Raw genomic sequence first — 21,299 nt, 5'->3', positions numbered from 1 at the left:
GGGAGAGGGAGGGGAAATGCCTACTTAAACAACGCATTCAATCTGTCTAACACCAACATCGCGCTGTAATAATCAAGGCGGAACGTCTCGGTTCCCAATGCCCAGACCCGTTTGTTTTTCACCGACGGCAAATGCGCCAGCAGCGGGTTGGCGTAAATCGCATCCACGTCTTTCTGGTCGCCGGCAAACACAAACAGCCCTTCGCCGTTCAGCCCCGTCGCCAGGTTTTCCCCTCCCAGCTGAATGATGTCGTGGCGTTTGCCCTGGCTTTTTGAGGTGTGCAGTCCGGCGGGCAGTTCCGCCAGCGTAAAGCCCAGCTGGTGCAGCAGCTTGCCCTGCGCCGATTCCGCGGTCCACAGGTTGGCGCTGTGCGCGGCGGCGGTGTAGACGATGGCGTTCACCGGCTGCGGCGGCAGCTTCATCTGCTGTTTCACCTGCGCGAGCTGTTTATCAAACGCGGCAATGCGCTCTGCGGCCTGTTTTTCCTGCCCGGTGAGGGTGCCCAGCTGGGTCAGCAGTTCCTGCCAGCTCTTGTCGTCGTAGTTGATGATAAGCGTTGGGGCGATGGCGGAGAGCTGATCGTACAGCGCCAGCGCGGAATCCCCGCCGGTAGCGCTGATCAAAATCAGATCCGGCATTTGCGCGGCGACCGCTTCGGCGCTCGGCTCGCCGATGTACAGCCGCGCAACCTTGCGCTGTTTCGCAATATCACCCCACTGGCGCAAAAAGCCCTGCGCATCCGCCACGCGGTTGTTCGGCGTGGTCGCGCCGCTGGCAACGACCGGCGCGTCAATCGCCAGCAGGGAGCCGGTTAAGGTCACGCTGGTGGAGACAATGCGCGTCGGTTTGCTCTCTAGCGTGTGAACGCCTCGGCTGTCGGTCACCTGACGCGGCCAGTCGGCGGCAGCGGCTGAGGCAAGTCCTAAAACAAAAAGTCCAGATAAAAGCAGGGTATTACGGAATAGAGCAGGGAATTTCACAGCGCGACATCCTGTTTTTGTTGAAGATAATGCTTCTCATTTTCATGGTTGCCGCGAAGGGATGCAAGCTTTTGTCGCACAAGTTATTTGTCCGACGGTTGACAGCGAAGCGATGTGGGATTAGGTTAGCCGACGAAAATATAAATGATAATCATTATTGCTTCTTTTATCATTTTGAGGAGGATGATATGGACACGTCCCTGGCTGAGGAAGTTCAGCACACCGCGACCGCGCTGCAATCAGACAGCTTTTTCTTTATGTCGCCATACCGCAGTTTTACTACCTCAGGCTGTTTTGCCCGCTTCTCTGAACCCGCCGTGGGCGGTGACGATCCGGCCGGGCAATTCCAGCAAAAATTAGCCCAGGCCTTCCGGAATGCGAAAGCCAACGGTATCGCTCATCCGGTAATGGTAGGGGCTATTCCGTTCGATACCCGCAAGCCATCTTCTCTGTTTATTCCGCAGCGCTGGCAGACCTTTTCCCGCCCGGCACGTCAGCAGTCCGCACGCTATTTTTCCGGCTCGCAGGCACTGAAGGTGGAACAACGCACCGAGATCCCGCCGCAGCCCGTGTTCGAAGAGATGGTCGCGCGCGCCGCGTCGCTCACCGCCACGCCGCAGGTGAATAAGGTGGTGCTGTCGCGCCTGATTGATATCGCGACCGACAAACACATGGACAGCGGCGCGCTGATGGAGCGGCTGATCGCCCAGAACCCGGCGAGCTTTAACTTCCACGTGCCGCTGGAAGACGGCGGCGTACTGCTGGGCGCCAGCCCCGAACTGCTGCTGCGTAAAGAGGGCGCGCACTTTAGCTCGCTGCCGCTGGCAGGCTCTGCGCGCCGTCAGCCGGACGACGTGCTGGATCGCGAAGCGGGCAATAAGCTGCTTGCCTCCGAAAAAGACCGTCACGAGCACGATCTCGTAACCCAGGCGATGAAGGCCATTCTGGCACCGCGCAGCCACCACCTGAGCATGCCGTCTTCCCCGCAGCTCATCACCACGCCGACGCTGTGGCATCTGGCGACGCCGGTTGAAGGTGACGCGCGTGAAAATGAAAACGCCCTGACGCTGGCCTGCCTGCTGCACCCGACCCCGGCGCTGAGCGGCTTCCCGCATGAGGCGGCAAAAGAGCTGATTGCCGAGCTGGAGCCGTTCGACCGCGAGCTGTTCGGCGGCATCGTCGGCTGGTGCGACAGCGAAGGCAACGGCGAGTGGGTGGTGACCATCCGCTGCGCGCGTTTGCAAAAAAATACCGTTCGCCTGTTTGCCGGCGCGGGCATTGTGCCTGCCTCTTCGCCGGTGGGCGAATGGCGCGAAACGGGCGTGAAGCTCTCCACCATGCTCAACGTGTTTGGCTTGCACTAAGGATCGCTCATGACCATTCCTTTTACCCGCTGGCCTGAGGAATTCGCCCGCCGCTACCGTGAAAAAGGCTACTGGCAGGATCTGCCGCTGACTCACATCCTGACGGATCGCGCGGACAGCGATGCCGTGGCGATTATCGACGGCGAGCGGCACATCACCTACCGCGCGTTTAATCAGGCGGTAAACAATCTGGCGTCCGCTCTTCAGGCGCGCGGGCTGCAGCGCGGCGAGACGGCGCTGGTGCAGCTCGGAAACGTGGCCGAGTTCTACATCACTTTCTTCGCGCTGCTGCAAATCGGCGTCGCGCCGGTGAACGCGCTCTTTAGCCATCAGCGCAGCGAGCTGAACGCCTACGCGGAGCAGATCAAACCCGCCGTGCTGATTGGCGATCGCGACCACGCGCTGTTTGCGGGCGATGATTTTCTTAACACCTTTGTGGATGCGCACCGCTCGGTTCGCGTCGTGCTGCTGCGCGGCGATCAGGGCGAACACGCCCTGGAAGCGGCAATTGCGCGTCCGGCGGACAACTGCATCCCGAACCCGACGCCCGCCGACGAAGTGGCGTTTTTCCAGCTTTCCGGCGGCAGCACCGGCACGCCGAAGCTGATCCCGCGCACGCACAACGATTACGACTACAGCATTCGCCGCAGCAACGAGATTTGCGGCATCACCGCCGAAACGCGTTACCTGAACGCGCTGCCCGCAGCGCATAACTACGCCATGAGCTCGCCGGGATCGTTAGGCGTCTTCACCGCGGGCGGCTGCGTGGTGCTGGCGAACGATCCGAGCGCCACGCTCTGCTTCCCGCTGATTGAACGGCATCAGATTAACGTCACCTCGCTGGTTCCTCCGGCGGTGAGCCTCTGGCTGCAGGCGATTGCCGACGGCGCGGGCAACGCGCAGCTCAAATCCCTCAGGCTGCTGCAGGTGGGTGGCGCACGCCTCTCCGCCACGCTCGCGGCGCGCATTCCGGCGGAAATCGGCTGCCAGCTTCAGCAGGTGTTCGGCATGGCGGAAGGACTGGTGAACTACACCGCGCTCGACGACGCGCCGGAGCGCATCATCAACACCCAGGGCCGCCCGATGTGCCCGGACGACGAAGTGTGGGTGGCGGACGAGCACGGTAACTCGCTGCCGCGCGGTGAGGTCGGGCGTCTGATGACGCGCGGGCCGTATACCTTCCGCGGCTATTTCAACAGCCCGGAACACAACGCCAGCGCCTTTGACGACGACGGCTTTTACTGCTCAGGCGATCTCATCGCCATCGACGAGCAGGGCTACATCACCGTGCAGGGGCGTGAGAAGGATCAGATCAACCGCGGCGGCGAGAAGATCGCCGCCGAAGAGATTGAAAACCTGCTGCTGCGCCACGAGTCGGTGATCCACGCCGCGCTGGTGAGCATGGAGGACAGCCTGCTGGGCGAAAAAAGCTGCGCGTATCTGGTGGTGAAACAGCCCCTGCGCGCGGTCGAGGTGCGCCGCTTCCTGCGCGAGCAGGGCGTTGCCGAATTCAAGCTGCCGGACCGCGTGGAGAGCGTGGATGCGCTCCCGCTGACGCCGGTCGGCAAAGTCGATAAGAAACAGTTGCGCCTGTGGCTTGCTGAACGCGCCCGGGGCTGAGGAACAGAGTATGGCCATTCCAAAATTAACCGCTTACGCGCTGCCGACCGCCGCAGAGCTGCCAACCAGTAAAGTGAACTGGGCGTTTGAGCCTGAGCGCGCCGCGCTGTTGATCCACGATATGCAGGAGTATTTCCTGAACTTCTGGGGCGAAAACAGCGCGATGATGCAGCAGGTGGTGGCGAATATCGCCAGACTGCGCGCTTACTGCAAAGCGCACAATATTCCCGTGTACTACACCGCTCAGCCGAAAGAGCAGAGCGACGAAGACCGCGCCCTGCTGAACGACATGTGGGGGCCGGGCCTGACCCGCTCGCCGGAGCAGCAGCGCATTGTCCGTGAGCTGACCCCGGACGAAGCCGACACGGTGCTGGTGAAGTGGCGCTACAGCGCGTTTCACCGCTCGCCGCTGGAGCAGATGCTGAAAGAGACGGGACGAAACCAGTTGCTGATTACCGGCGTGTACGCCCACATCGGCTGCATGACCACCGCCACCGATGCCTTTATGCGCGACATCAAGCCGTTCTTTATTGCCGACGCGCTGGCGGATTTCACCCGCGACGAGCACCTGATGTCGCTCAACTACGTGGCCGGACGCTCGGGCCGCGTGGTAATGACCGACGAGCTGCTGCCGTCCGTTCCGGCGACCAAAGCCGCGCTGCGTGAGCTGATCCTGCCGCTGCTGGATGAGTCCGACGAGCCGATGGATGATGAAAACCTGATCGACTACGGTCTGGACTCGGTGCGCATGATGGCGCTGGCCGCCCGCTGGCGCAAAGTGCACGGCGATATCGACTTCGTGATGCTGGCAAAAAATCCCACAATCGACGCCTGGTGGGCGCTGCTCTCCCGCGAGGTGAAGTGATGGGGCTGGATTTCACCGGTAAAACCGTCTGGGTGACGGGCGCGGGGAAGGGGATTGGCTACGCGACGGCGCTGGCGTTTGTGGAGGCGGGCGCGCAGGTTACCGGGTTCGATCTGGCGTTTCCGCTGGGGGATTATCCGTTCGCCACTGAAACCCTGGACGTGGCGGATACCGCGCAGGTGCATGAGGTGTGCGGGCGCGCGCTGGCGTCGCTTGAACGGCTGGACGTGCTGGTCAACGCGGCGGGCATTCTGCGCATGGGGGCGACGGACCAGCTTTCGCAGGAGGACTGGCAGCAGACCTTTGCGGTCAACGTCGGCGGCGCGTTCAACCTGTTCCAGCAGACGATGGGCCAGTTCCGCCGCCAGCAGGGCGGGGCGATAGTCACCGTGGCGTCCGACGCGGCGCACGCGCCGCGCATCGGCATGAGCGCCTACGGCGCGTCGAAGGCGGCGCTGAAAAGCCTGGCCCTGACCGTCGGGCTGGAGCTGGCGGGCAGCGGCGTGCGCTGTAACCTGGTGTCGCCGGGCTCAACGGATACCGATATGCAGCGCACCCTGTGGAAAAGCGACGATGCGGAGCAGCAGCGTATTCGCGGCTTTGGCGAGCAGTTCAAGCTCGGCATTCCGCTGGGCAAAATCGCTCGTCCGCAGGAGATAGCCAGCACGGTGCTGTTCCTTGCTTCCGATGCCGCCAGCCATATCACCCTGCAGGATATCGTGGTGGACGGCGGCTCCACGCTGGGAGCGTAAGATGATCTGGAAACGTCATTTACCGCTCGAGGAGCTGAACGCGACCAGCCTGAATACGCTGGTGGCGCATCTCGGCATTGTCTATACCCGTATCGGTGACGACACGCTGGAAGCGGAGATGCCGGTGGATGCGCGCACCCATCAGCCGTTTGGCCTGCTGCACGGCGGCGCGTCGGCGGCGCTGGCGGAAACGCTGGGATCGATGGCCGGTTTTCTGATGACCCGGGACGGGCAGAGCGTGGTGGGGACGGAGCTTAACGCCACGCACCATCGTGCGGTCTCTCACGGCAAAGTGCGCGGCGTTTGCCAGCCGCTGCATCTGGGGCGTTCGAGCCAGAGCTGGGAGATTGTGGTATTCGACGAGCAGGGGCGGCGGTGCTGCACCTGTCGGTTGAGCACGATGGTGTTGGGCTAAGCCAGGCAGATCAAAGTGATCGGCTTAACACTGTGGTGTAAATCTCTGGTTTGACCACGCATTATTGCGTTTCAAAGTTGTTAAATTTTTCCGGTTGTTCTAGAAACAAAATGTAACATCTCACTGTTTCACAACAACGGACAACAACTATGAACAACTCAGGGAAATACCTTATATGGGCAGGGCTCTCCGTTGTGGGAGCCTTTGCCCTGGGCTATATCGCCCTCAACCGGGGGGAACAGATCAATGCGCTCTGGATCGTCGTCGCCTCCGTCTGCATTTATCTGATCGCGTACCGTTTTTATGGCCGCTATATCGCGAAGAACGTTCTGGGCGTTGACGCTACGCGCATGACGCCTGCCGTCCGCCATAACGACGGGCTGGACTACGTGCCGACCGACAAAAAAGTGCTGTTCGGTCACCATTTTGCGGCGATTGCCGGAGCGGGTCCGCTGGTGGGGCCGGTGCTGGCGGCGCAGATGGGCTACCTGCCGGGGATGATCTGGATCCTCGCGGGCGTGGTGCTGGCGGGCGCGGTGCAGGACTTTATGGTGCTGTTCGTCTCGACCCGCCGCGACGGGCGTTCGCTGGGTGAGCTGGTAAAAGAGGAGATGGGGGCAACCGCCGGGGTGATTGCGCTGGTGGCGACCTTTATGATCATGGTGATCATCCTCGCGGTGCTGGCGATGATCGTGGTGAAAGCGCTGACCCACAGCCCGTGGGGGACCTATACCGTTGCCTTCACCATTCCGCTGGCGCTGTTTATGGGGATCTATATTCGCTACCTGCGCCCCGGCCGCATTGGTGAGGTGTCGGTAATTGGCCTGGTATTCCTGGTGTTCGCCATTATCTCCGGCGGCTGGGTGGCGGAAAGCCCGACCTGGGCGCCGTTCTTCGACTTTACCGGCGTCCAGCTGACCTGGATGCTGGTGGGCTACGGCTTTGTGGCGGCGGTGCTGCCGGTATGGCTGCTGTTGGCTCCGCGTGACTATCTCTCTACGTTCCTGAAAATCGGCACCATCGTCGGGCTGGCGATCGGCATTCTGATTATGCGCCCGACCCTGACCATGCCTGCGTTAACCAAATTCATCGACGGTACCGGCCCGGTCTGGACCGGTAACCTGTTCCCGTTCCTGTTTATCACCATCGCCTGCGGCGCGGTGTCCGGCTTCCACGCGCTGATCGCTTCCGGAACCACGCCGAAGATGCTGGCGAATGAAAATCAGGCCTGCCTGATCGGCTACGGCGGCATGCTGATGGAGTCTTTCGTGGCCATCATGGCGCTGGTCTCTGCCTGTATCATCGACCCGGGCGTATATTTCGCGATGAACAGCCCGATGGCGGTACTGGCACCGGCTGGCACCGTTGACGTGGTGGCGTCCGCCGCGCAGGTGGTGAGCGGCTGGGGCTTTGCGATTACCCCTGATACGTTGACGAGCATCGCCAGTGAAGTGGGCGAGCAGTCGATTATCTCTCGTGCGGGCGGGGCGCCGACGCTGGCGGTCGGCATGGCGTATATTCTGCACGGCGCGCTGGGCGGGCTGATGGACGTGTCGTTCTGGTATCACTTCGCCATCCTGTTCGAGGCGCTGTTTATCCTGACGGCGGTGGATGCGGGAACCCGTGCGGCGCGCTTTATGCTGCAGGACCTGCTTGGCGTGATCTCCCCGAACCTGAAGCGTACCGATTCGCTCCCGGCTAACCTGCTGGCGACGGCGCTGTGCGTGCTGGCGTGGGGCTACTTCCTGCACCAGGGCGTGGTCGATCCGCTGGGCGGGATTAACACCCTGTGGCCGCTGTTTGGTATCGCCAACCAGATGCTGGCGGGCATGGCGCTGATGCTCTGCGCGGTGGTGCTGTTCAAGATGAAGCGCCAGCGTTACGCCTGGGTGGCACTGGTGCCAACCGCGTGGCTGCTGATCTGTACCCTGACGGCGGGCTGGCAGAAGGCCTTCAGCCCGGACAACAAGGTGGGCTTCCTGGCGATTGCCAACAAATTCCAGGCGATGATCGACAGCGGTAAGATCCCGGCGCAGTACACCGAGTCCCAGCTGTCTCAGCTGGTGTTTAACAACCGTCTGGACGCCGGGCTGACCATCTTCTTTATGGTGGTGGTCGTGGTGCTGGCGTTGTATTCTCTCAAGACCGCGCTGGCGGCGTTGAAAAACGATCAGCCAACGGCGAAAGAGACGCCGTACGAGCCGATGCCTGAAAACCTGGAAGAGATTGTGACCCAGGCGAAAGGGGCGCATTAACCTGTGTGCCGGGTGACGGCTTCGCCTTACCCGGCCGCCTACATTTTTTCTCGGCCCTCTCCCTCCGGGAGAAGGCCGGAAACAAACGAGACACTGATTATGTTCGACACCCTTTCCAAAGCAGGTAAGTACCTTGGCCAGGCCGCCAAAATGATGATTGGCGTGCCGGACTACGACAACTACGTTGAGCACATGCGCGTCAACCATCCGGACCAGACGCCAATGACCTATGAAGAATTTTTCCGCGACCGCCAGGACGCCCGCTACGGCGGCAAGGGCGGGGCGAAGTGCTGTTAACCCTCTTTCGGTAGATAGAGGCTGATCTGCTCCTGCTTGCAGCCGTAGATCGCCGCCAGCTTTTCGCGGGTGCGCTTTTGCGGACGGGAGTCGAGCGCTTCCAGCTGTGATACGGCGGACTGGGTGATGCCGAGCTTCTCAGCCACCTCCTGCTGGGACATGCCGCGCAGGATACGCCACGCGGCCTGCAGGCTAACGTTCTGCCAGGTCATGATGCTGCACACTTCTCCGGGCAATTCCACGTCATCATAGCAATCGTGTTCGACTTCAATATCCTCCAAATCATCGTCGGTTTCGTCGTCAATCTCTGCCATCTGTAAGCACATACGGAAGTATTCGTCATAGGGCATGACCACGAACTGTGTTTTCCCATTATTGTCCTTAATCAGCTGAACAGCCATAGGGAGCTCTTTCCTCATGCAGGTAAGTGGTTGATGTTTTGCGTTTAACGTCCACAACATAACAATCGTTATCGGGATCGTCCCGCAGCGTAATAAGGATGCGGTAATCGCCTACGCGTAACCGGTAATGATTTTCTAAAACCGATATTTTTATGATATCGGGCCGGGAAGCCGAGCGGTCATCCAGTTCAGCCAGTTTTGTTTCAATGCGTTGTCGATAGCGACTATCAATTCGGGACAACGACTTCTTTGCTACCTTTGACCACACAATCTTCATCCGTACCTCCACTGTACGCCCACACAAAGTATAAGGAAATAATAAGGCTATTAGATAAATTCCGAATTTCTAATGGGATACTGTAGAGCGGAGAAAAAACGGGAGAAAGCGGCAAAACGCGAACCGTCGAGGGCGCTCGGAAACGCCTCTGCCGGGCGACAGAGGCTTGCAGGGCGATTGCGATCAGGCGTTCAAACCTCCGTCCACGTCCAGGCCGGTACCGGAGATCTGCCCGGCCGCCGGGCTGGCAAGAAACGTGACCGCCGCCGCGACGTCTTCCGGCTGACCGTAATGACCCAAAGCAATAAGCTGACGCTGAGAGTCAGCCTGTTCCCCGTCTTCCGGGTTCATATCGCTGTTGGTGGGGCCGGGGTGCACCAGGTTAACGGTAATGCCGCGCGGCCCCAGATCGCGCGCCAGCCCGCGGGTGAGGGAGTTAAGGGCAGATTTGGTCATCGAGTAAACGGCAATGCCCGGCTGCGCCACGCGGTTTGCCAGACAGCTGCCGATGTTGATAATGCGCCCGCCGTCGGACATGTGTACCAGCGCTTCCTGAATGGCAATCACCACGCCGCGAATGTTGACGTTGATTAGGGCGTCAATGTCCGCCAGCGTCATAGACTCCAGCGGGCCGCCGCGCGCGATCCCGGCGTTGTTGACCAGAATGTCCAGCCCGCCAAGGGAACGCGCCGCATGGGTGACGGCATCCTGAATCGCCTGCGCGCTGGCGCTGTCGGCCTGCACGGCTTCGCTGTGTCGTCCCAGCGCCTTAATTTCATCGGCGACCGCCTGGGCTTTATCGGCAGATTTTTCATACGTAATAATCACATCCGCACCGGCGCGCGCCAGCGACAGGGCAATCGCACGACCCAACCCGCGGCTGGCACCGGTAACCAGCGCCTTTTTACCTGTTAAATCGATCTGCATGATGACCTCGTTACGAGAGTGGTAAGAATCATCATTAGGTATAGCCTGTCGGCGCGATCAGCGGCTGAAGGATTCCACTTTCTCAAACGCGGCGCGCAGAACGTCAGGCGTTAACGTAACAGGTAAATAGTGAATCGACTCCACCGGGCGCAGGGTGTGGGCGATGACCCGATCCAGCTCGTCGCGGTTAGTGATGTCGACGTCCAGCTCGCGAAGCGTGGTCGGCAGGTTAAAACGCTGGTACGCCGCCACCAGCTGCGACAGCACGTCGTCCTGGCCGAGCAGGGCGCTCTGCACCAGAATGCCGTAGGCCACCTTGGTGCCGTGCAGGTATTTTTCCGTCTGCGGCAGCACGGTTAAGCCGTTGTGTACCGCATGCGCCGCCGCCACGCGCGTATAGCGCTCGCCCAGGCCGCCGACCATCCCGCCGCCGGCGATGATTGCATCGACCACGTCCCGGAACGCCTGCGTCTGTTCGCCGCGCTGCTGGTCGACCAGCGCCTCTTCGCTGCGCGCCAGCAGCACGTCGCGGATCGCCAGCGCGCCGTTGATGCCCAGCCGCACGGTCAGCGGCAGGTTTTCCGGCTCAGGTGCCAATACCACCGCTTCGTACCACTTCGCCAGCGTATCGCCGATGCCCGCCAGCAGGTACTCCGCCGGAGCGTTAAGGACGATCTGCGGCTCCACCAGCACCAGGAAGTTGGCGTCGTCGAAGATCTCAAAATGCAGCGCCTGACCGGCATCGTTGTACCAGACGGAGAGCGGGGTCCACGCCGCACAGGTCGCGGCAATGGTGGGGATACCCACGAACGGCACCCCTAAGCGGCGCGCCACGGCCTTGACGGTATCCATCACCGCGCCGCCGCCGACGCCAATCACCACGCTGGCGTCGCTGCCGGATTCATTCACCAGATGGGTGACGTCCCGCTCGCTGCAGTGGCCTTTAAACAGCAGGCGTTTCGCTCCCGGCGCGTTAAAGCTCTCGGGCAGGAAAGGGCGCGCGCCTTCGATAGCGCGCTCGCCGTAAATCCACACCGCGCGGGAAAGCTGTTCCGGGGTAAAAAAGTTATCCAGCTGCGCAAGGCTTCCGGGATGAGAGAAGTAGTTCGCCGGGCCAGGCACGACGCGGATATCGGTGTTGCTCATGATGGTGTCCTTATTGCGGAAGCGCTAACCCGATGTTATGTCTGGACATCCGGATGGCTAATAATATTTCGCTTTAACTTATGCCTTTTCCGTCGTTGTCAGTCAACCAGAGCTGTGAAAAATTCGATAAATCAGAAGAGTAATGAAGGATTTACGCGGATGGTTTCCAGTCGCCTTGAGATGCGCGGTATCAGCCTGGCCTTTTCCGGCTTTCAGGCGCTGTCGCGCGTGAATTTCACCTTAACCGGCGGATCCGTACACGCGCTGACCGGTGCCAACGGCGCGGGAAAATCGACCCTGATGGCGGTGCTGTGCGGGACGCACGACCACTATGAGGGCGAGATCAGCATCAACAACCAGCCGGTGAGCATCCGCGAACCGCTTGATGCCAAACGGCTGGGGATCCACCTCGTTCAGCAGGAAGTGGACGTAGCGCTAATCCCGGGGTTAAGCATTGCCGAAAACATCATGCTCGACCAGCTGGCGCAGCCGGGGCATCGCTTCAGCTGGCGCGCGATCCGCCAGCAGGCGAGACAGGCGCTGGCGCAGCTCGACGTGACGCTGGACGTTCGCCGTTCCATCGACGGCTGTTCGCTGGCCGAAAAGCAGCAGATTTTGCTGGCGCGCGCCCTGTCCCACCACTGCCGTTTTTTGATTCTTGATGAGCCCACCGCGCCGCTGGACGCGCATGAGAGCGAGCGCCTGTTTGCGGTGGTGAGACGTTTAAAGCAGCAGGGCATCGGCGTGGTGTTTATCTCTCATCGTATTCACGAGCTGAAGGCCATCTGCGACACCCTGACGGTGCTGCGCGACGGCAAGCTGATCGAGTCCGGCCCGATGGCCGATCTTAGCGGCGAAGCGATCGTCGAGAAGATGCTCGGCCACGTGCTGAGCGATATCTATCCGCCCGCGCGGCCGCCGCACGGCAACGAAACGCTGTTACGCGTTGAGGGGCTTCACGACGACGCGCTGCTGAAAGATATCTCCCTGCACCTGCGCAAAGGTGAAATTCTCGGGATTGCCGGGCTGGCGGGCGCGGGAAAAACCGAACTCTGCAAGGCGCTGTTTGGCGCCAGCAAAAGCCGCGTGACGCGCGGTGAGCTGAATCATCAATCCTGGCAGCCGCGCGACCCGGCCGACTCCGTGCTGCGCGGGCTGGCGCTGGTGCCGGAGGAGCGGCGGAAAGAGGGCATTTTTATCGACGAGCCGGTGAGCATGAACCTTGCCGTGTGTGCCGATAACAGCTTTTCGCGCTGGAGCCTGTTTGGCCATCGTCAGGCGTGGCGCTGGGCGGAAGAGGTCATCGCCCGCGTCGGCGTGCGCGCCCGTGGACCAGGGCAGGTGCTGCGCCGCTTATCTGGCGGCAACCAGCAGAAGGTCGCCATCGGTAAATGGCTGCGCAATGACGCCAGCGTGCTGATATTCGACGAGCCGACCAAAGGCGTGGACGTGAAGGCCAAAACCGACCTGTTCCAGCTGATTGACGGCCTGGCGCGCGAGGGCAAAGGGGTGATATACGCCTCGGGCGAGTTTGCCGAGCTGGTCGGGCTGTGCGACCGCATCTGCGTCCTGTGGGACGGGCGCATCGTGGCGGAAATCGCCGGGGCCGAGGCCCGCGAAGAGATACTACTTTATTATTCAACCGGAGGAACGGCGTCGTGAGCAAGGCCCTTTCAGTGAACGCGGCGGCGTCTGGCCGCCAGCAGATTTTCGATTTTCTCTACAGGTGGGGCATGCTGTTGACCGTCGTCGCGCTGGTGGCCGTCTTTGGCCTGGCGTCGGACAGCTTCCTCGATCCGAACAACATCATCAATATTTTGCGCTCGATTGCCATCGTGACGGTGATTGCCATTGGCGTGTCGATCTCGTTGACCATCGGCGGGTTCGATCTCTCTGTCGGATCCACCGCCTCGCTGGCGAACGCGCTGGTGATTTCCCTTTTCGTCTGGCACGGCTTTGGTACCACCGAGTCGATTCTGATCACCCTCGCGCTCTGCACGCTGGTGGGGCTGTTTAACGCTTTTCTGATCGTCATCCTGCGCATTCCGGACATGCTGGCGACGCTTGCCAGCCTGTTTGTGATCCAGGGCGTGGCGATGACCTACAGCTACGGCGGGTCGATTACCGAGAACATGGTGCTGCCGAGCGGCGACATGGCGGAAGGGACCATTCCGGCGGCGTTCAGCCTGCTGGGGCAGGTGCCGACCATCGTGATCGTCATGCTGGTGGTGACCGTGCTGGCGCAGCTGGGCCTGTCGTTGACCACTCACGGGCGCCGGATGTACGCCATCGGCGGCAACCCCGAAGCGGCGCGTCTCTCCGGCATTCGCACCACGCGCTACAAGGTGGCGGCCTACGTGATTGCCTCTCTGCTGGCGGGCCTGGGCGGGATTTTGCTGGCTTCGCGCATCGGCTCGTCGCAGGTGAATGCGGGCGGCGGATACCTGATGGATGCGGTGGCGGCGGCGTGGATTGGCTTCTCGCTGGCCGGGTCCGGCAAGCCGAACGCGCTGGGAACCCTGGTCGGGGCGGTCATTCTCGGCGTGCTGTCGAACGGGCTGGTGATGCTCTCCGTGCCGTATTACGCCATGGACATTATAAAAGGGCTGGTGCTCGCGGTAGCGCTGGCGATTACCTACATACAAAAACGCTGACAACACAACGGGATAAAAAAATGAAAAAGATAGCACTCTCTTTGGTGGCACTTGGGTTGCTCACGGCTCTGCCAGGCTTCGCGGCTACGCCCGCGCCGCTTCCGGCTGCCATTGCGAACCATGACGGCCCGATCCGCATCGCGGTGATCCGTAACCTCGGCTCAGACGACAACACCACGCAGTTTATTGCCGGGGCAATTCAGGAAGGGAAGAAGCTCGGCTTTAAGGTCAGCACCTTTTTAAGCAACGGGGACGACGCCAAATTCCAGGACTTCGTGAACCAGGCGATCAGCCAGAAGTATGACGGGATTATCCTGTCCCAGGGGCGCGATCCGTACTCCACCGCGCTGGTGAAGAAAGCGGTGGATGCCGGTATCAAAGTCTCCGTCTTTGATACGGCGGTTAACGGCGAGATCCCTGGCGTGACCGTCACCCAGCAGGACGATGCCTCCCTGACGAACCTCTCCTTCGGCCAGCTGGCGAAAGATTTCAACGGCAAGGCCAATATCGTCAAGCTGTGGGTGGCGGGCTTCCCGCCAATGGAGCGTCGTCAGGCGGCCTATAAAGAGCTGCAAAAGCAGTATCCGGACATCAAAGAGCTGGAGTCTATCGGCGCCGTGTCCTCTGACGTGCAGGGCGATACCGCCAACAAGGTGGGCGCAATCCTTGCGAAATATCCGAAAGGCAAAATCGACGCTATCTGGGGAACCTGGGACGCCTTCAGCCAGGGCGCGTATAAGGCGCTGAAAGAGAACGGCCGCACCGAGATCAAGCTCTACAGCATCGACATCTCTAACCAGGATCTGCAGCTGATGCGCGAGCCGGGCAGCGCGTGGAAGGTGAGCGTGGCGGTGGATCCGAAGCTGATTGGCGCGACGAACGTGCGCCTGGTGGCGAACAAGATTGCCGGGGAAGCGACGCCTGCGACCTACGATTTCAAAGCGGCGGCCATTCCTCAGGCGCTGCTGACCGCCCAGCCGGGCCCGGTGAACGTGGCGTCGCTGGGGAAAATCATTCCGGGCTGGGGCCAGACGGAAGATTTTATCGCGCCGTGGTTTGCGACGCTGGAAGCGAAAAACAAGTAAAACCAGGCCGGGTGGCGTCAGGTGCGGCCTGATGCCCTCACCCCGGCCCTCTCCCACAGGGAGAGGGGGAAAACCAACAGCACCCGTAGGCCCGGTAAGCTTAGCGCCAACGGGCGAAAGGAGTTCAAGGTGTCTCAATTACCCCCACCCGAATACAGCCGCAATATGCGGCTGATTGGCCATAGCGATCAGGGCGGTCGCCCGGACGGCGTGCAGCTGATGGTGCATCGCGGTTTCGCCTATATCGGCCATATGGTGTCGCAGGGCTTTTCGATTGTCGACGTGCGCGACCCGAAAAACCCGAAAGCGGCGGGCTACGTGCCCGCGCCGCCCGGCACCTGGAACGTGCATCTGCAGGCGCATGACGACCTGCTGCTGGTAATTAACGCCCGGGATCTGTTTGCCGATGCCCGCTTTGCCGACGAGAAAGTCTACTACACCCGCCAGGTGGGGGAGACCGTCAGCGACGTGCAGGACAAAGGCTGGAGCGCCGGGCTGCGGGTGTTTGATATCTCCACGCCCGACAGGCCGCGCGAAATCGGCTTTCTGTCGCTGAGCGGCATCGGCATTCACCGCATCTGGTACGTCGGCGGCCGCTGGGCGTACGTGTCGGCGCTGATTGACGGCTTTACCGACTACATCTTTCTGACCATCGACCTGGCGGACCCGCGCAAGCCTGAAGTGGCGGGGCGCTGGGGGCTGCCGGGGATGAACCAGGCGGAAGGGGAGAAGCCGAACTGGCCGGAAGGGAAACGCTACGCGCTGCACCACGCGATTATCGTGGGTGATACCGCCTACGGCAGCTGGCGCGACGGCGGCCTGACGCTGCTGGACGTGAAGGACCGCACCCGGCCGAAGCTGATTAGCCACCGCAACTGGAGTCCGCCGTTTGGCGGCGGGACGCACACCGCGCTGCCGCTGCCGGACCGCGATTTGCTGGTGGTGCTGGACGAAGCGGTGCTGGATAACCAGGAGGACGGCGAAAAGCTGATCTGGCTGTTTGATATCCGCGAGCCGTCGAACCCGGTCAGCATCTCGACCTTCCCGCAGCCGGATGAAACCGACTACGTGGCGAAAGGGGCGCACTTCGGGCCGCATAATCTGCATGAGAACCGGCCGGGGAGCTTTATCAGCTCGACGCTGATTTTTGCGACCTATCAGAATGCGGGCGTGCGTGCATATGACATTTCCAATCCGTATCGACCAGTGGAAACGGGGGCGCTGGTGCCCGCCGCGCCGGAGAGAATGATGGACACGCGGCCGAATCGCCCGCAGGTGATCCAGTCGTGCGACGTGTTTGTGGATGCGCAGGGGATTATTTACAGCACGGATTATAACGGCGGACTGTCGGTGATTGAGTATCTGGGGTGAGTGCGGTTTTATGCCCTCACCCCGGCCCTCTCCCACAGGGAGAGGGAGAAAACCAAATGTAATCAGCTGTACTGACGCACTCGTGCCACCAGATCTTCCGCGCTGTCGATGCGGTCGGCAATGACAATCAGCGCTTTACCGAGCGTTATCGCGTGGCGCAGGCACTCGTGGCGCATCGCCTCGTCCTGAATGGTGTCGATATCCGCGACGTGGGAAAGCCCGACGCTGCGGCGAATCAGCTCGGTGCCGCAGAAGCCGATGGCGTCATGCCAGACCTTTTTCAGGAACGCGGAGGCATAGCCCGGCGCGCCGAGCGCGGCGTCGCGCGTTTTCTCGTTTGCCAGCGCCTGGAAGCGTTCCGCGAAGGTGTTCCACAGCTCCTGAATATCGGTCAGGCGCTGCTCGCGCGCGGCGGCGGCATCGCGAATGCCCAGGTGCCCCGGCAGCCCGCAGAAGTTCAGCAGCAGGTTGCCGATGGCGGTGCCGACGTCAAAGCCAATCGGGCCAAAGTAGCCGAACTCGGCGTCGATGGCCTTCAGGCTGCCGTCGGCCACAAAAATCGAGCCGCTGTGAATATCGCCGTGCAGGAGCGCTTCGGCGTGCGAGAAGAAGCGGTGCTTCAGGGAAGCTACGGCAATTTTAAGCTGAGCGTCGTCGCGCAGGGCCGCGACGTCATTTTCCAGCTCGGCCGGGTAGCTGTTGCGCTCGTGGATCTGGTACGGATCGTTGAAGAACAGATCTTCGGTGATCTCGCACATCTCCGGGTTGATGAATTTCGCTACCTGCGCTTTTTTCGCGTGCGGGTGCAGGAAGAAATCGCTGGTGTGGAACAGCGCGTGCGCGAGGTATTCACCCAGCTGACGGGCCGCCTGCGGGTAGTAATTGTTTTTAATCAGCTCGCCGCGCCAGATGCGATGGCTTGAGAGATCTTCCATCACCATCACCGCCAGCTCCGGGTCAAAGTGGTGGATTTTCACGGTGTGCTGCGGGCTGTGCTGGTAGTGCTCGACCAGGGTTTGCGCTTCAAGGCGGGCGCGGTCCAGCGTCAGCGGCCAGGATTCGCCGACGCAGCGCACGTAGGGCAGCGCCTGCTTAACGACGATGCGGCTCACGCCCGCGCCGTCGAAAATTTTGAATACCAGATTGAGGTTGCCGTCGCCTACTTCCTGCGCCTCTACCAGCGATGAAGGATCGTCAAGTCCGCCAAACTGCCTGGCATACTCCACGGCGTCCTGAGCGGTAAAGGTACGGTATTGCGACATGGCCTGCTCCTCACGAGTTTTCTAATTAAGACATGTAGACGTCTATACATCTGGATTTCATCCTGACACAATGTGCTACAACAACGCAACAGGGAATTAACGACATGCAGACATTACAGACGACCAGCCTGCGGGTGACGAATAATCAGCTCTTTATTCTCGATCAGCAGGCGCTTCCGCAGGAGAAACGCTGGCTGGATGCCACGACGGTAGAGGCGCTGGTCGGGCATATCCACGCCCTGCGCGTGCGCGGCGCGCCGCTGATTGGTCTCTCTGCAAGCCTGCTGCTGGCGCTGCTGGCGGAAAACGGCAAAAGCCGCGACGAGCTGGCGGCGGCGCTGGAAACCCTGCGCGCCTCCCGCCCGACGGCGGTGAACCTGATGAACAATCTCGACCGCATGAAGATTGCGCTGTGGCAGGAAGAGTATGTTCCGGCGCTGGTGGCCGAAGCGCTGCACCTGATTGACGAAGACAAACGGCTTTGCGACGCGATTGCCAAAGCCGGCAGCGCGCTGGTGAAGCCCGGCAGCCGTCTGCTGACCCACTGCAACACCGGCGGGCTGGCAACGGCAGGCGTCGGCACCGCGCTGGGCGTGATTGCCCGCGCGCATCAGGACGGCAACGTCAGCAGCGTCTGGGTGGATGAAACCCGTCCGCTGCTGCAGGGCGGTAGACTGACCGCGTGGGAGCTAGGCGAGCTGGGGGTGCCGTATCAGCTGATTACCGATTCCATGGCTGCCAGCCTGATGGCAAAAGGGCTGGTGGACGCCGTGTGGGTGGGCGCAGACCGCATTGCCGCCAACGGCGACGTGGCGAACAAGATCGGCACCTATTCTCTGGCGGTGCTGGCGAAATTCCACGGCATTCCGTTTTATGTGGCTGCCCCGCAAACGACCCTCGATCCGGACTGCCCGAACGGGGACGCGATCCCGATTGAGCAGCGCGCCGCCAGCGAGGTGACGGGCGTGGCCGGAAGCTTTGGCGCGGTGCAGTGGGCGCCGGAAAACGCGCAGGTCTATAACCCGGCGTTTGACGTCACCCCTGCCTCGCTGATCAGCGGCTGGGTGCTGGATACGGGCGTAGTCACGCCGGAAGCGGTGGCAAACGGGAAATTCGCCTGAGTCCGGCTATCCTTTAAGGGGTTCCCTTGAGAGGACAATATCGTGACGCTGGATCCTGAAACTGACTTAAAACTGGAGCGCGTGGTGGACGCACCGCGCGACCTGCTGTGGCTCTGCTGGACCACGCCGGAACACATCAAAAACTTCTTCATTCCTGCTCCCCATAAGGTGACCGAATGCGATCTCGATCTCCGCGTGGGCGGGCGGTTCAACACCGTGTTTGAGGTGGACGGGCAGCGGATGGATAACCGGGGCGTATTTCTTGAAATCGACCCGGGTAAAAAGCTGGTCTTTACCGACGGCTATACCGAAGGCTGGAAACCGGCCGAGAAGCCGTTTATGACGGCGATCCTGCTGCTGGAGGATGTGGGCGAGGGCAAGACCCGCTACACGGCGATTGCGCGTCATCCGACGAAGGAAATCCGCGAACAGCATGAGCAGATGGGCTTCCACGAAGGGTGGGGGATTGTGCTGGATCAGCTGGTGGGGTATGCAAAAGGGCTTAACGCGTAGTGCGCGCTGATGCCCTCACCCCGGCCCTCTCCCACAGGGAGAGGGAGAAAAGATCATGCCAGCCTTGGATACGCATCCGCGATCGCATCGCCCGTAAACTGCGCCACCCAGCCTTCCGGGTTATCGAAAATACGGATCGCCGTAAAGTTCGGCTCTGAGCCCATATCAAACCAGTGCGGCGTGCCCGCGGGAACGGAAATCAGGTCGTTTTTCTCGCACAGCACCTGATACACCTCATCGCCAATGTGCAAGCAGAACAGCCCCGCGCCTTCCACGAAGAAGCGCACTTCGTCTTCGCCGTGGGTGTGTTCGTTCAGGAACTTCGCGCGCAGCGCCTCTTTCTGCGGGTTGTCGGCGCGCAGGCTGATCACGTCCCAGCTCTGATAGCCTTTTTCCGCCACCAGTTTGTCGATCGCATGCTGATACGCCGCGATCACGGCTTCAGGGGCGGGATCGGGTCCTAAATCGCGATCCGCCGCCCAGCGTTCAAACCGCACGCCTTTGGCATTGAGCTGCTGGGCGATCTCGGCGGCGTCGGTGCTGTGCCACTGGTGTTGACTGGCGTCTTTATCGGAATAAATGGTCAATGCGCTCATGAAGGGATCTGCTCCGGATTAATCTCGTCAAACTGGTGGACCTGATGGTGATGGCTTGCGCCGTCATCATCACCGCGAATCAGCTGCAGGGTGCGAAAACCTGCCTGTTCAGCCGCGTCCAGCTCCTGATGAATATCGGACAGGAACAGGATCTGCGACGGGGCGATGCCCGTTTGTGCCGCAATGTTCTGATAGGACTGCACCTCGCGCTTGGCGCCGATGTGGGTATCAAAATAGCCGCTGAACAGATGAGTAATATCACCTTCGTCGCTGTAGCCAAATAACAGTTTCTGCGCGGCGACGGAGCCAGAGGAATAAACATAGAGATCAATCCCTTGCGCTTTCCACTTTTCCAGCGCAGGCAGTACGTCCGGATAGAGGTGGCCGGTAAAGTCACCGTTCACGTAGCCGTCATGCCAGATAATCCCCTGCAGGGCTTTGAGCGCCGTGGATTTGCGGTCCTCATCCATAAAGGCAAAAAGGGCCTCGATAAGCTCGCTGACGCTGGCGTGCGGGTTACCGATTTCATCACGCAGGTTGTCCAGAATGGATTTGACCGGCTCGGCGTACTGCTGCGCGGTCACGAAGGCCGCCAGCCGCTCACGCGCGTAGGGGAACAAAACATCATGGACAAAACGGATATCGCTGGTGGTCCCTTCAATATCCGTCACAATCGCGCGAATCATACTCTCTCCAGTTGTCGTAAACGCATTTCGCATTCAAATAAGAATTCTAGTCCTTCCAGATGACGGCGGGCTTCGGCCACGTCGCGTCCCCAGCAGGTTAAGCCATGACCGCGCAGAAGAAAACCATAATTAAGCGGGCGTTCCTGTGCGTAATGGGCGATTCGGGAGGCGAGGGCGTCAATATCCTGGTCGTTATCAAAGACCGGGATAGCCACCGTATCCTGATGCGTGGTCTGCCCGGTGAGGGATTTTTGCATCTCAAAGCCGCTGATGTTGAGCTCGGCTTCTTTGACCAGACGCGACAGCACCGTGGCGTTGACGGTATGAACGTGCAGGACGGCGTTGGCTTCCGGGAACAGGCGATAAATCAACGTGTGAAGACCGGTTTCCGCCGACGGCCTGCGGCCAGACGGCGCGCGGTTGGTGGCGATTTCAACCTGCAGAAAATCCGCCGTTGTCAGGCTGCCTTTGTCTTTGCCGGATTCGCTGAGCCAGCAGAGGCGCTCGTCCTGACGCACCGACATGTTGCCCCCGGTGGCGGGTGCCCAGCCTTTGGCGCCAATCCAGCGGCAGGCGTCGACAAGATGTGTGAGTTGCAGGTTGTCTGTCATTTCCTTTTACCCTCGCGGCCAGGAATATTCATATGGTTTAGACGTCTAAGCGTCTTGATTGCCAAAGACTAGCATCGTGTTATAGTGGCAGCAACATAAGT

General features: G+C 60.8%; 22 protein-coding genes. 13 read left to right on the top strand and 9 right to left on the bottom strand.

The genetic code is table 11. The features are described 5' to 3' along the window. Positions 1 to 20: 20 nt before the first annotated feature. Positions 21 to 980 carry a Fe2+-enterobactin ABC transporter substrate-binding protein gene (gene fepB, locus ACZ6J2_RS10805; protein WP_181594571.1) on the bottom strand — a complete coding sequence of 320 codons (960 nt, stop codon included), beginning with the start codon at positions 978 to 980 and terminating at the stop codon, positions 21 to 23. Positions 981 to 1,168: 188 nt separating this feature from the next. Here fepB and entC point away from each other — a divergent pair, with 188 nt between their 5' ends. The 7 genes from entC to ACZ6J2_RS10770 all read left to right on the top strand — a co-directional run bounded on the left by entC (position 1,169) and on the right by ACZ6J2_RS10770 (position 8,548). Continuing rightward, a complete protein-coding gene (gene entC, locus ACZ6J2_RS10800) occupies positions 1,169 to 2,344 on the top strand; it encodes an isochorismate synthase EntC (protein ID WP_471725685.1) in 1,176 nt (391 codons plus the stop codon). 9 nt (positions 2,345 to 2,353) lie between these two features. Beyond that, complete coding sequence (entE, locus tag ACZ6J2_RS10795; RefSeq protein ID WP_471725684.1) at positions 2,354 to 3,964, top strand: (2,3-dihydroxybenzoyl)adenylate synthase EntE; 1,611 nt, start codon at positions 2,354 to 2,356, stop codon at positions 3,962 to 3,964. Between the two features lie 10 nt (positions 3,965 to 3,974). After that, positions 3,975 to 4,829 carry an isochorismatase gene (locus tag ACZ6J2_RS10790; protein ID WP_033144898.1) on the top strand — a complete coding sequence of 285 codons (855 nt, stop codon included), beginning with the start codon at positions 3,975 to 3,977 and terminating at the stop codon, positions 4,827 to 4,829. Then, positions 4,826 to 5,581, top strand: a complete 756-nt coding sequence (gene entA, locus ACZ6J2_RS10785; protein ID WP_471725725.1) for a 2,3-dihydro-2,3-dihydroxybenzoate dehydrogenase EntA — start codon at positions 4,826 to 4,828, stop codon at positions 5,579 to 5,581. The genes ACZ6J2_RS10790 and entA overlap by 4 nt, the downstream gene beginning before the upstream one ends. A gap of 1 nt (position 5,582) precedes the next feature. Then, entirely contained in the window at positions 5,583 to 5,996 is a 414-nt protein-coding gene (entH, locus tag ACZ6J2_RS10780) for a proofreading thioesterase EntH (protein WP_029740111.1), read from the top strand. 149 nt (positions 5,997 to 6,145) lie between these two features. Further along, positions 6,146 to 8,251 carry a pyruvate/proton symporter CstA gene (gene cstA, locus ACZ6J2_RS10775; protein ID WP_033144900.1) on the top strand — a complete coding sequence of 702 codons (2,106 nt, stop codon included), beginning with the start codon at positions 6,146 to 6,148 and terminating at the stop codon, positions 8,249 to 8,251. Positions 8,252 to 8,350: 99 nt separating this feature from the next. Then, a complete protein-coding gene (locus tag ACZ6J2_RS10770) occupies positions 8,351 to 8,548 on the top strand; it encodes a YbdD/YjiX family protein (protein WP_006809671.1) in 198 nt (65 codons plus the stop codon). Here the strand turns inward: ACZ6J2_RS10770 and ACZ6J2_RS10765 are convergent. The 4 genes from ACZ6J2_RS10765 to ACZ6J2_RS10750 form a co-directional block, all read right to left on the bottom strand. Beyond that, a complete protein-coding gene (locus ACZ6J2_RS10765) occupies positions 8,545 to 8,949 on the bottom strand; it encodes a helix-turn-helix domain-containing protein (protein ID WP_039264079.1) in 405 nt (134 codons plus the stop codon). The two genes, ACZ6J2_RS10770 and ACZ6J2_RS10765, sit on opposite strands and share 4 nt — an antisense overlap. Continuing rightward, complete coding sequence (locus ACZ6J2_RS10760; protein WP_471725683.1) at positions 8,930 to 9,226, bottom strand: type II toxin-antitoxin system RelE family toxin; 297 nt, start codon at positions 9,224 to 9,226, stop codon at positions 8,930 to 8,932. The genes ACZ6J2_RS10765 and ACZ6J2_RS10760 overlap by 20 nt, the downstream gene beginning before the upstream one ends. Before the next feature lie 183 nt (positions 9,227 to 9,409). Beyond that, complete coding sequence (locus tag ACZ6J2_RS10755; RefSeq protein ID WP_032661029.1) at positions 9,410 to 10,153, bottom strand: SDR family NAD(P)-dependent oxidoreductase; 744 nt, start codon at positions 10,151 to 10,153, stop codon at positions 9,410 to 9,412. A 57-nt stretch (positions 10,154 to 10,210) separates the two neighbouring features. Next, positions 10,211 to 11,299 (bottom strand): oxidoreductase, encoded by a 1,089-nt coding sequence (locus ACZ6J2_RS10750; RefSeq protein WP_471725682.1) that lies wholly within the window; start codon positions 11,297 to 11,299, stop codon positions 10,211 to 10,213. Between the two features lie 159 nt (positions 11,300 to 11,458). On the opposite strand from ACZ6J2_RS10750, the gene ACZ6J2_RS10745 reads away from it, so the two are divergent. The 4 genes from ACZ6J2_RS10745 to ACZ6J2_RS10730 all read left to right on the top strand — a co-directional run bounded on the left by ACZ6J2_RS10745 (position 11,459) and on the right by ACZ6J2_RS10730 (position 16,409). Beyond that, positions 11,459 to 12,961 carry a sugar ABC transporter ATP-binding protein gene (locus ACZ6J2_RS10745; protein WP_471725681.1) on the top strand — a complete coding sequence of 501 codons (1,503 nt, stop codon included), beginning with the start codon at positions 11,459 to 11,461 and terminating at the stop codon, positions 12,959 to 12,961. Continuing rightward, entirely contained in the window at positions 12,958 to 13,953 is a 996-nt protein-coding gene (locus ACZ6J2_RS10740; RefSeq protein WP_023334863.1) for an ABC transporter permease, read from the top strand. Before ACZ6J2_RS10745 ends, ACZ6J2_RS10740 begins: the two co-directional genes overlap by 4 nt. 20 nt (positions 13,954 to 13,973) lie before the next feature. After that, positions 13,974 to 15,038, top strand: a complete 1,065-nt coding sequence (locus ACZ6J2_RS10735; protein WP_023310718.1) for a sugar ABC transporter substrate-binding protein — start codon at positions 13,974 to 13,976, stop codon at positions 15,036 to 15,038. 129 nt (positions 15,039 to 15,167) lie between these two features. Then, positions 15,168 to 16,409 carry an LVIVD repeat-containing protein gene (locus tag ACZ6J2_RS10730; protein WP_471725680.1) on the top strand — a complete coding sequence of 414 codons (1,242 nt, stop codon included), beginning with the start codon at positions 15,168 to 15,170 and terminating at the stop codon, positions 16,407 to 16,409. Positions 16,410 to 16,471: 62 nt separating this feature from the next. Here the strand turns inward: ACZ6J2_RS10730 and mtnK are convergent, their stop codons facing one another. Next, a complete protein-coding gene (mtnK, locus tag ACZ6J2_RS10725) occupies positions 16,472 to 17,671 on the bottom strand; it encodes an S-methyl-5-thioribose kinase (protein ID WP_348560749.1) in 1,200 nt (399 codons plus the stop codon). Positions 17,672 to 17,775: 104 nt separating this feature from the next. Between mtnK and mtnA the strand changes: the two genes are divergently transcribed. Together mtnA and ACZ6J2_RS10715 are read left to right on the top strand one after the other, a co-directional pair. Then, on the top strand, positions 17,776 to 18,792 hold the full coding sequence (gene mtnA / locus ACZ6J2_RS10720; protein WP_471725679.1) for an S-methyl-5-thioribose-1-phosphate isomerase: 1,017 nt from the start codon (positions 17,776 to 17,778) through the stop codon (positions 18,790 to 18,792). Between the two features lie 42 nt (positions 18,793 to 18,834). Then, on the top strand, positions 18,835 to 19,305 hold the full coding sequence (locus ACZ6J2_RS10715) for an SRPBCC family protein (protein ID WP_348940306.1): 471 nt from the start codon (positions 18,835 to 18,837) through the stop codon (positions 19,303 to 19,305). A gap of 53 nt (positions 19,306 to 19,358) precedes the next feature. Here ACZ6J2_RS10715 and ACZ6J2_RS10710 read toward each other — a convergent pair whose 3' ends face one another. Genes ACZ6J2_RS10710 through ACZ6J2_RS10700 form a run of 3 tightly spaced genes read right to left on the bottom strand, consistent with a single transcriptional unit; the run spans position 19,359 to position 21,198 of the window. Beyond that, complete coding sequence (locus ACZ6J2_RS10710; protein WP_471725678.1) at positions 19,359 to 19,901, bottom strand: 1,2-dihydroxy-3-keto-5-methylthiopentene dioxygenase; 543 nt, start codon at positions 19,899 to 19,901, stop codon at positions 19,359 to 19,361. Then, positions 19,898 to 20,587, bottom strand: a complete 690-nt coding sequence (gene mtnC, locus ACZ6J2_RS10705) for an acireductone synthase (protein WP_029740121.1) — start codon at positions 20,585 to 20,587, stop codon at positions 19,898 to 19,900. Before mtnC ends, ACZ6J2_RS10710 begins: the two co-directional genes overlap by 4 nt. Next, complete coding sequence (locus ACZ6J2_RS10700; RefSeq protein ID WP_217072458.1) at positions 20,584 to 21,198, bottom strand: methylthioribulose 1-phosphate dehydratase; 615 nt, start codon at positions 21,196 to 21,198, stop codon at positions 20,584 to 20,586. The genes mtnC and ACZ6J2_RS10700 overlap by 4 nt, the downstream gene beginning before the upstream one ends. Between the last annotated feature and the right edge of the window lie 101 nt (positions 21,199 to 21,299).

It is taken from the genome of Enterobacter sp. E14S, assembly GCF_055666685.1.
The sequence above is the reverse complement of the archived record's forward strand: the minus strand, read 5'-3'. Positions and strand labels throughout refer to the sequence as shown.